The sequence below is a fragment of the Salipiger marinus genome (assembly GCF_900100085.1).
GTDB classification, from domain to species: domain Bacteria; phylum Pseudomonadota; class Alphaproteobacteria; order Rhodobacterales; family Rhodobacteraceae; genus Salipiger; species Salipiger marinus.
Genome location: NZ_FNEJ01000022.1, coordinates 84,567 through 93,056, shown reverse-complemented (window position 1 = coordinate 93,056; position 8,490 = coordinate 84,567). Strand labels below are relative to the sequence as shown.

The 8,490-nt window shown below is 62.3% G+C and carries 10 protein-coding genes; 4 read left to right on the top strand and 6 right to left on the bottom strand.

Annotated features, from left to right (window positions below; translation table 11 throughout):
* On the bottom strand, positions 1-214 hold a 214-nt coding region (locus tag BLR51_RS20675), incomplete at its 3' end, for a helix-turn-helix domain-containing protein (RefSeq protein WP_131821854.1).
* A 100-nt stretch (positions 215-314) separates the two neighbouring features.
* Here BLR51_RS20675 and trbG point away from each other — a divergent pair.
* The 3 genes from trbG to BLR51_RS20660 are packed head-to-tail and all read left to right on the top strand — an operon-like array spanning position 315 to position 2,685.
* Positions 315-1,325, top strand: a complete 1,011-nt coding sequence (trbG, locus tag BLR51_RS20670) for a P-type conjugative transfer protein TrbG (protein ID WP_242656793.1) — start codon at positions 315-317, stop codon at positions 1,323-1,325.
* Positions 1,322-2,443: a TraB/TrbI/VirB10 family type IV secretion system protein gene (locus BLR51_RS20665; protein ID WP_089850538.1), complete on the top strand. Its 1,122-nt coding sequence runs from the start codon at positions 1,322-1,324 to the stop codon at positions 2,441-2,443. The genes trbG and BLR51_RS20665 overlap by 4 nt, the downstream gene beginning before the upstream one ends.
* Positions 2,444-2,445: 2 nt before the next feature.
* Positions 2,446-2,685 carry a DUF2274 domain-containing protein gene (locus tag BLR51_RS20660; protein WP_076705626.1) on the top strand — a complete coding sequence of 80 codons (240 nt, stop codon included), beginning with the start codon at positions 2,446-2,448 and terminating at the stop codon, positions 2,683-2,685.
* Here BLR51_RS20660 and BLR51_RS20655 read toward each other — a convergent pair.
* The 5 genes from BLR51_RS20655 to BLR51_RS20635 all read right to left on the bottom strand — a co-directional run bounded on the left by BLR51_RS20655 (position 2,618) and on the right by BLR51_RS20635 (position 6,458).
* Complete coding sequence (locus BLR51_RS20655; RefSeq protein WP_089850537.1) at positions 2,618-3,598, bottom strand: LysR family transcriptional regulator; 981 nt, start codon at positions 3,596-3,598, stop codon at positions 2,618-2,620. The two genes, BLR51_RS20660 and BLR51_RS20655, sit on opposite strands and share 68 nt — an antisense overlap.
* Before the next feature lie 265 nt (positions 3,599-3,863).
* A complete protein-coding gene (locus BLR51_RS20650) occupies positions 3,864-4,355 on the bottom strand; it encodes an Hsp20/alpha crystallin family protein (protein ID WP_043870002.1) in 492 nt (163 codons plus the stop codon).
* Between the two features lie 41 nt (positions 4,356-4,396).
* A complete protein-coding gene (locus tag BLR51_RS20645) occupies positions 4,397-4,795 on the bottom strand; it encodes an Hsp20/alpha crystallin family protein (protein ID WP_043870001.1) in 399 nt (132 codons plus the stop codon).
* Positions 4,796-4,810: 15 nt separating this feature from the next.
* Positions 4,811-5,239 carry an Hsp20/alpha crystallin family protein gene (locus tag BLR51_RS20640; protein WP_043870000.1) on the bottom strand — a complete coding sequence of 143 codons (429 nt, stop codon included), beginning with the start codon at positions 5,237-5,239 and terminating at the stop codon, positions 4,811-4,813.
* A gap of 265 nt (positions 5,240-5,504) precedes the next feature.
* Positions 5,505-6,458 (bottom strand): zinc metalloprotease HtpX, encoded by a 954-nt coding sequence (locus BLR51_RS20635; protein ID WP_237219314.1) that lies wholly within the window; start codon positions 6,456-6,458, stop codon positions 5,505-5,507.
* 169 nt (positions 6,459-6,627) lie between these two features.
* Between BLR51_RS20635 and ftsH the strand changes: the two genes are divergently transcribed.
* Positions 6,628-8,460, top strand: a complete 1,833-nt coding sequence (gene ftsH / locus BLR51_RS20630) for an ATP-dependent zinc metalloprotease FtsH (RefSeq protein ID WP_043869998.1) — start codon at positions 6,628-6,630, stop codon at positions 8,458-8,460.
* The last annotated feature ends 30 nt before the right edge of the window (positions 8,461-8,490 follow it).

The window sequence follows — 8,490 nt, the reverse complement described above, 5'->3', positions numbered from 1 at the left end:
ACTTGCGCTGTTCGGCCAGCAACCAGCCCGACAACTTCTCCGCGTATGCGTCGAGCTTGCTCGGCCGCGACGGCACGTTGAACTTGGGCTCGACGATCCCGGCACGCAGGTAACGCCTGATAGTATTGCGCGACAGACCAGTCCGCCGCGAAATCTCACGGATGGGCAACTTATCCCGAAGTGCCCAACGTCGAATGACGCTCAAAATATCCATGTCGATCACTCCAATGACCCCCGACAAATCCCGTCAGGGGGAGGGTTCCACATGGGTCAGTTCTCAGTGACATTTCCTATCGCCGCTGGGTCAGTTCTCAGTGACATCCAACACTCCCGGCTTCAATAAGCCCACCTTGGTGGCCTTGCTGCTATCCGCATCCGTGCTGGCGGGGTGCGCCAGCAACCGGGTGCCGGAATTCAGTTACGACGAGTCCGTGCCGCCGCTGCCCACTCCGCCCGCCTCGGATGACGAGGAACACCCTCGTCCCTTGCATACGCCGCCGGTCTGGACAGTGGCGCATGGCGGAGCGGCGGCGGGCACACCGACCGGACGTATCGAAAACGCCAATGCCGCCGCCCGGGTCGAACCGCGCCGCGAGGGCTATTACAATGCGATCCAGATCTATCCCTGGTCGGAAGGTGCCCTCTATCAGGTCTATGCCGCTCCCGGTCAGATCACCAACATCGCACTCGAGCCGGGCGAACGTCTGACCGGCGCGGGTCCGATCGCCGCAGGGGATACCACGCGCTGGATCATCGGCGACACGGAGAGCGGGTCCGGATCCACTGCCCGCGTCCACATCCTCGTCAAACCGACGCGGGACGACATCTCGACCAACCTGGTGATCAGCACTGACCGGCGGGTGTACACGATCGAGCTGCGTGCCCGCGAGGCGCTCTACATGCCGTCGGTCGCCTGGGCCTATCCGGCAGCGCCGCCTGGCGGTCGACAGGCTGTGGCAACCGCGCCGACCATTCCGGCGCCCTCTGCCCGCAATCATCGCTACGGCTTGCAGATCCAGGGGGAAAGCCCGCCCTGGCGTCCGGTTTCTGTCTTCGACGATGGCCGTCGTGTTTATGTCGTCTTCCCTCCTGGCATCGCCCAGGGCGAGATGCCGCCGCTCTTCGTGCTCGGTTCGGACGGAGAGCCGCAGATCGTGAACAGCCGTATTCACCGGAACGTTCTGATCGTGGATCGCCTCTTCGGCGCCGCCGAGCTTCGGCTGGGCGCAGGAGACCGCCAGCAGGTCGTCCGGATCGTGCGCATGGAGGAGCGCGAGGCGGATGCGCGGACGGAGGGGGATGCGCGAAGGGGAGGGGCATCATGACTGACACCGATCTTGCAGCACCGATGCGTCTGCGCCCCGATCCGCCCCGTGTGACCCGGCTGTCGCGTAAGGTTCTGGCCGGTGTCGGAGCGGTCGCGCTGTTCGGCATCGGGGGTGCGCTGATCTATGCGCTCCAGACCCGTGAGGCTGGGCCGGGAGGTGGGGAACTCTATTCCATCGACAACCGACCGGCCGCGGACGGCCTGGAAGGGTTGCCGTCCGACTATACCGGACCGGTTCTGGGACCCGCACTGCCCGGCGACCTCGGGCGGCCGATCCTTGACGCGCAGGAGCGGGGTTTGCCCGTGAGCCCTCCGCCGATTGCGAGCCCGACCGTCGATCCGGAGGCTGAGCGCCGCAGGGCAGAGGAGGAAACCGCGCGTCTGAGCGGTGTCTTCTTCCAGACGGCGTCTGGCAGGGCAACGACGGCCGGGGGCGGAGTGAACCTTCCGGGCCTGGGGGGCTCCGGGCAACCTGAGGGGAGCCGGCATACGGCTTTCCTCAACGGTCCGGTGGACCGGCAGACCGTCGCATCGGATCGCATTCAGCCGCCAGCCTCGCCGAACATCCTTCAGGCGGGAGCGGTGATCCCGGCCGCGCTCATCACCGGCATTCGCTCCGATCTCCCGGGGCAGATCACCGCGCAGGTCACCGAGAATGTCTATGACAGCCCGACCGGGTCGCTGCTGCTGATCCCACAAGGAACCCGCATCATCGGCCAATACGATGACGGCGTGACGTTCGGCCAACGCCGCGTGCTGCTGGTCTGGAACCGCCTGATCCTTCCCGGCGGTCGATCCATTGTTCTCGAACGTCTGCCGGGGGCGGATGCGAGCGGCTATGCCGGCCTCGAGGATGGCGTTGACTATCACTGGTGGGATCTGATGCGCGCGGCGGGTCTGTCCACGCTGCTCGCGATTGGTGCGGACCTCGCCACCGATGACGAGGACCGCCTGGTCCAGGCGATCCGCGATGGCGCTGTGGACACGATTAACCAGGCCGGCCAGCAGATCGTCCAGCGTCAGCTGCAGGTCGCGCCGACGCTGACCATCCGCCCGGGGTTCCCGGTCAGGATCATCGTCACCCGCGATCTGGTATTCGAACCCGCAGGAGGTTGATCATGTCGAAACTCAAGCTTGGACCTCTGCCCGACGACAAGCCGGTGAAGGTGACAGTGGAATTGCCAGCATCTGTTCATCGCGATCTGGTCGCCTATGCCGAGGTGCTGGGGCGGGAGACGGGGCAACCTGTTGCCGACGCAGTCCGGCTGATTGTACCGATGCTCCAGAGGTTTATTGCGACAGATCGCGGGTTTGCGAAGGCGAGGCGTGCGGCTCAAATCCACAGAGATGCTCACTGATAGCCGCGCTTCTTTCCGACCCTGCTTTTGTCCTCGCCATGCTCAGAAGACGCCTGAACGCGGGGTTGTCGTTATTCGGCGACCAGATTGCAGAAAATGGAAGGCGCTCGCCCTTGATCGGTCGAAAGACCACTCCCGGGTGGTTCGTCACCGTCATCGCCTCGCTGACCACGGTCAAACCTCGCCCAATGGCAACCAATGACAGCAGGTTATCTCGACTTACGGATTGCACATGTATGTCAGGGTGCCAACTGAGGTCTGCCAGCTTCCTCACCAGATAGTGATAGATCTCTTGGCCCGGCGCTGTTTTGCTGACCATGAAAGCCTCGCCGCTAAGCTCGCGCCAGTCGACTGCTGTCCGGATGGCTAACTCATGACGTTCAGGCAGGACAACGAAAACACCTTCTGACCACATTAATGCGCTGTCACATTCTTGCCAGGTCCGGGTTCCAGTTAGGAAAGCGACGTCGAGTTTGAGCCGACGGATGGCAGCGACGTGTTCTTCCGGGTTTCCATCGATCAATTCGATCTGCACATGATTGTGCTGATCCCCGAAGGAGCACAGCAATTCGGCCAGAAAGCCCGAGGCAATCGATGAATAAATGCCGACTCTTATACTGCCGTTTTCCGATCTGCCAAGTGCCGCCATCGCGTGCAAGCTCTCATCAAGCCCGCGAATTATCTGACGTGCGCGAGGTAGAAATTGTTGCCCGGCGCGGTTTAGGGTCACACCGCTTCGATGACGGTGGAACAAGGATGTTCCGAGGCGATCCTCGAGATCGCAGATGCATCGACTGATTGATGACTGCTGGACACCCATCGTGCTTCCAGCCTTTCGGAAACTGCCATGATCGGCTGCATTAACGAAGCACCGCAGGTGCCGAAACTCAATGTCACGTGCTCTCCTTTTCATCGTGTGTCATCCGCTCGATGCCCCCATAGGTGAGTCTCGCACTCAATCGTGCAGGGTTCTGGTGCTGTGCTTGTGACGAGATCGTTCGTCCATTTTAGCTATGTGAACTACTCGGAAGTACTTTTGCGGAAGACCTGTCCCGGGCAACCGCCTGAAGTTCCAACCCGACCTGCATGGCTCTCTCCCGATTGGATTTAAGCGTCCAAGACAGGAGAAGTGTAGATCGTCGTGCCGACAGCACGGTACTGTCGGCACGACATTGGTATCAGGCGTTTTTCACCTCGATGCGCTTGACCTTGGCCTGCGCCTCCGGGGTCTGCGGCAGCTTGATCGTCAGCACGCCGTTCTTGAAGCTGGCATCGGCCTTCTCACCGTCGACTCCCGGCGGTAGCGGGATCGTGCGATAGATCGCGCCATAGCTGCGTTCGGAGAGATAATAGCCCTTCTTCTCCTCCTGCCGCTCGATCTTCTTCTCGCCCTTGATGGTCAGGATGTCATCGGTCACGGTGACCTCGATGTCCTTCATTTCCATCCCGGGCAGTTCGATCGATACCTCCACGTGATCTTCGGTCTCGACCACGTCGGATTTCGCCTCGCCGCCTCCCCAGGGCCAGTCGAAATCGCCGACGCGGTTCCAGAAGCCTTCGAACACACGGTTCATGTCGCGTTGAAGGGTGGCGATGGGGTTCTGGTCATCACTTTTCGGGTCGGGCGCATGATCCTTCCGCGCCCAGGGGATCAGGTCCTTGATCTGCATGTGAGTTCTCCTTTCTTCTTTTTTGGTGCGACGTGCCCGGCTTACGACGCCGTTACCGTGATCTTTTTGGGTTGGGCTTCCGCTGCGCGCGGCAGCGTCAGGGTCAGCACACCATTAGAGACCTGCGCGCCGATCTTGTCGGGGTCGAAATCGTCGGACATGGTAAAGGCTCGCTCGAAATCGCCCTCGCCGTATTCGGCATAGGCCAGTTGCAGCTTCTCGGGCTGCGTGGCATGGACCTTACCTCTGATCGTCAACACGCGCTTTTCGAGCGTGATATCCACGTCTTCGGCGGCGACGCCCGGCATCTCGAGTGTCAGTGTCACCCCGTCAGCCGTTTCGACGATGTCGGTCAGCGGCCTATAGATACGACGGCCGGTGGTGGTTTCCGGTGTCTCGGCCGGGGTCTTGTCGGCAGTATGTGTTACATCGTTGGTCATATATTGGTCCTCCTCTTACGCAGCCTTGATCTCGATTCTCCGCGGCTTGTCCTCTTCGGGGCGGCCGATCACGATGCGGAGCACACCGTTGGTCATCCGCGCCTCGACCTTGTCCTCCGCGGCCACGAAGGGTAGCCGAACCGAACGAGCGAACTTGCCAAAGCCGCGTTCGTTGCGGTGCCAGCGGGCGCCTTCCGGAATTTCGGGCGCCTTGCGCTCGCCAGAGAGCGTCAGGACATTCTCCTTCACGGAAATGTCGATGTCGGCCGGATCCACGCCAGGGAGTTCTGCAGTGATCGCGACCGCCTCGTCGCCCTGCCAGACGTTTACGGCGGGGAAAACGGGCTGGGTTACGCGGCTAGGAGAGGTCCCGTCAAAATCGCGCAGCATCGAGCGCATCAGCGCAAACGGATCGCTGCGACGTGTGTAGGTGGGATAGAGCATGTTTCGCCTCCGTCGTTTCAGTTGACGGCGTGGATTTGTCACCACGCCACTGAACGCCCGCGGAGAACGGACATGCTTCAAGGTTCGCCATTTTGGCGGCGGTCTAGAGCATTCGCGTCTGCCATGCGCTCCCCTCGGGCGAACGCCAGGCGGTCCGCTGAATCAGCCGAACCTGTCGCGTATCCGTGAAACCCCAACTGGGCGTTCCGCTGCGGATAAAGTGTTGCCTATTTGCAACTTCAAGACCTCGACGCAAAAAATGTTCTCATCGATAGACGCCCCCAGGCCCGTAACGCGGCGTGGAAACGCGCACAGCCCGCGGTGCGTTCAGGGGAACGGACGGTGGGACCGGTCGGCGGGGTCCGGAAAGTGCGCGCAGCCGCCGGACTCGATCGGCGGTGGGCGGGTGCGTGCGCAGGAGCGAGGGTTCGGGGATGCGGCGTCCGGGCAGGAACATGTCTTCCCAGACGCGCCCGACGCGACGTTCCAGCTTGAGGAGGGCCGAAGCGAGGCCATCGGGATCGCCGGTCAGCTCGGCGCCACCCCTGTCGGCATCGTATTCCCGGGCCCGCGACAGCGCGAGCTGAAGAAGGGCCATGATCGTGGGTGAAAAGATCAGGACAAGCGGTACCTGCCAGGGCACATAAGCCGCGCCGGCCAGGATGAGCGGCAGGTTCAGCAGCAGGATGAGTTGCCCAACCCAGGACGCGAGCGACACTGCGCGCGACATCGCGTCGGCCAGACCCATGATCCAGAGATCGCGGTTGGCGATGTGAGCGACCTCATGCGCCAGGACCCCGGCCAGTTCGCGCTGGTTCATCAATCGCAGAAGACCATCACTGACGCAGACGGCGCTTTCATCCGGAGAGCCCATAGCGAAGGCGTTCGGCATCTGGCTCGGTACATAGTAGAGTTCCGGTACACGCGGCAGCCCGGCGCGGCGTGCGAGTTCGGCCAGTATCGCCATGCCCTCTGGAAATTCCCGCCCGCTGAGCCTGCGTGCGCCGTAGGCGTTCAGCAAAAGGCGTTTCGGGATGCCGGGTGACAGCAGCAATCCCAGCAAGGATCCGATGACGATCGCAATCGCCAAGCCCTGTCCCGCAATCGCCGAAACGATGAACCAGGCGATAACCGCCATACCCGCCAAAAGCAGTATGGATTGGAGCAGGTTCAGGAATTGGTGGCGCGGCGTCGCAGTCATGATCGCAATAAATTTCACTCGCGGCTAACGGGAAGTGGCACGCCACGGGATGTAAGAATTTTGGGCATCGTTGCCAGCTTCGATCTTCATGTCGGATCCCTCTTGAACTCGGCTCAAGCAATACCAATCTGGCCGGATGTGACAAATCAGCAACATCTCTACGGGTTGGCGCCGAGGAGAGAAGGGGATGGAAAAGAGAACCGAATTTAACATCTGGTACTGGATCGTCGCATTTTTTGCGGTGATCTTTATTCAGGATCTGATCGCCAGCTACCGCAGCATCGCGCCGATCAGCTACAGCCAATTCGAACAGTATCTCGCCGACGGCGACATCGCTTCGGTTTCGGTCGGGTCCGATACGATCACCGGCACCTTCGAGACTCCCATCGACGGCCGCTCTGGCTTCGTCACCACGATCGTCGATCCCGCAATTCTTGAACGGCTGGACGACGCGGATGTCGAGATCACCGGCGTTCCGCAAAACACCTGGATCGGGGTGCTTCTCTCCTGGGTGGTGCCTGCAGTGGTCTTCTTCGGTCTCTGGATGTTCGTCTTTCGCAAGTTCGCCGAGCGTCAGGGTTTTGGCGGTTTCCTGCAGGTCGGCAAGAGCAAGGCCAAGGTCTACATGGAGAAGGAAACGGGCGTCAGCTTTGCCGATGTGGCCGGGGTCGACGAGGCCAAGGCCGAGCTGGAGGAAGTGGTCGATTTCCTGAAGACGCCTGAGGATTACGGCAAGCTCGGCGCCCGGATCCCGAAAGGCATCCTGCTGGTCGGCCCGCCGGGTACCGGCAAGACGCTTCTGGCGCGGGCCGTGGCGGGCGAGGCGGGCGTGACCTTCTTCTCGATCTCGGGCTCGGAATTCGTCGAGATGTTCGTGGGCGTCGGTGCGGCCCGGGTGCGCGACCTGTTCGAGCAGGCCCGCAAGAACGCACCGGCGATCATCTTCATCGACGAGCTCGACGCGCTCGGCCGCGCCCGCGCCTCCGGTCAGATGGCCGGCGGGCATGACGAGCGCGAACAGACGCTGAACCAGCTTCTCACTGAGCTGGACGGGTTCGACCCGTCGTCGGGGATCGTGCTGCTGGCGGCCACCAACCGGCCGGAAATCCTCGACCCGGCGCTGCTCAGGGCCGGGCGCTTCGACCGGCAGGTGCTGGTGGACAAGCCCGACAAGAAGGGCCGCATCCAGATCCTCGGGGTACACATGAAGAAGGTGACGCTCGCACCGGACGTGGATGCGGAGAAGGTCGCCGGGCTGACCCCGGGCTTTTCCGGAGCGGACCTGGCAAATCTGGTCAATGAGGCGGCGCTATTGGCAACCCGCCGAAAGGCCGATGCGGTGACCATGGAAGACTTCAACAACGCAGTAGAGCGTATCGTCGCCGGGCTGGAGAAGCGCAACCGTGTTCTGAACGCGCGCGAGCGGGAAATCGTGGCGCATCACGAAATGGGGCACGCGCTGGTCGCGATGGCGCTGCCGGGGGTCGATCCGGTGCACAAAGTCTCGATCATCCCGCGCGGGATCGGTGCGCTCGGCTATACGATCCAGCGCCCGACCGAGGACCGCTTCCTGATGACCCGCGAGGAACTGGAGAACAAGATCGCCGTTCTTCTGGGCGGGCGTGCGGCCGAGAAGCTCATATACGATCACCTTTCGACCGGTGCCGCCGACGACCTGGTGAAGGCAACCGACATCGCCAGGGCCATGGTCGCGCGCTACGGCATGGACCCCGATCTGGGCCATGTCAGCTATGACACCGAGCGGCCCGGCTTCCTTGGCACGGGGGATCAATCCGCCTGGCTCAACCGCCGCCACAGCGAGGCAACGGCCGAGCGGATGGATACCGCTGTCAAGGCGATCATCGACGACATCTTCGCGCGTACGGTCGCGCTTCTCGACGCGAACCGGGCGCTGCTGGAGGAAACGTCCCGCGATCTGCTCTACCGCGAGACGCTGGACGAGCCCGACCTTCGGGCCATCGCAGAAAAGGTCCGCACTCAGGAGGTCGAGGCGGCCTGAACACAGAGACCCAGTCCGGACGTTCCGGCT

Bases quoted from the DNA above. Each gene is read 5' to 3' on its own strand.
- BLR51_RS20665 (WP_089850538.1), top strand. From the start codon at position 1,322: ATGACTGACACCGATCTTGCAGCACCGATGCGTCTGCGCCCCGATCCG.
- BLR51_RS20660 (WP_076705626.1), top strand. From the start codon at position 2,446: ATGTCGAAACTCAAGCTTGGACCTCTGCCCGACGACAAGCCGGTGAAG.
- BLR51_RS20655 (WP_089850537.1), bottom strand. From the start codon at position 3,598: ATGAAAAGGAGAGCACGTGACATTGAGTTTCGGCACCTGCGGTGCTTC.
- BLR51_RS20650 (WP_043870002.1), bottom strand. From the start codon at position 4,355: ATGCAGATCAAGGACCTGATCCCCTGGGCGCGGAAGGATCATGCGCCC.
- BLR51_RS20645 (WP_043870001.1), bottom strand. From the start codon at position 4,795: ATGACCAACGATGTAACACATACTGCCGACAAGACCCCGGCCGAGACA.
- BLR51_RS20640 (WP_043870000.1), bottom strand. From the start codon at position 5,239: ATGCTCTATCCCACCTACACACGTCGCAGCGATCCGTTTGCGCTGATG.
- ftsH (WP_043869998.1), top strand. From the start codon at position 6,628: ATGGAAAAGAGAACCGAATTTAACATCTGGTACTGGATCGTCGCATTT.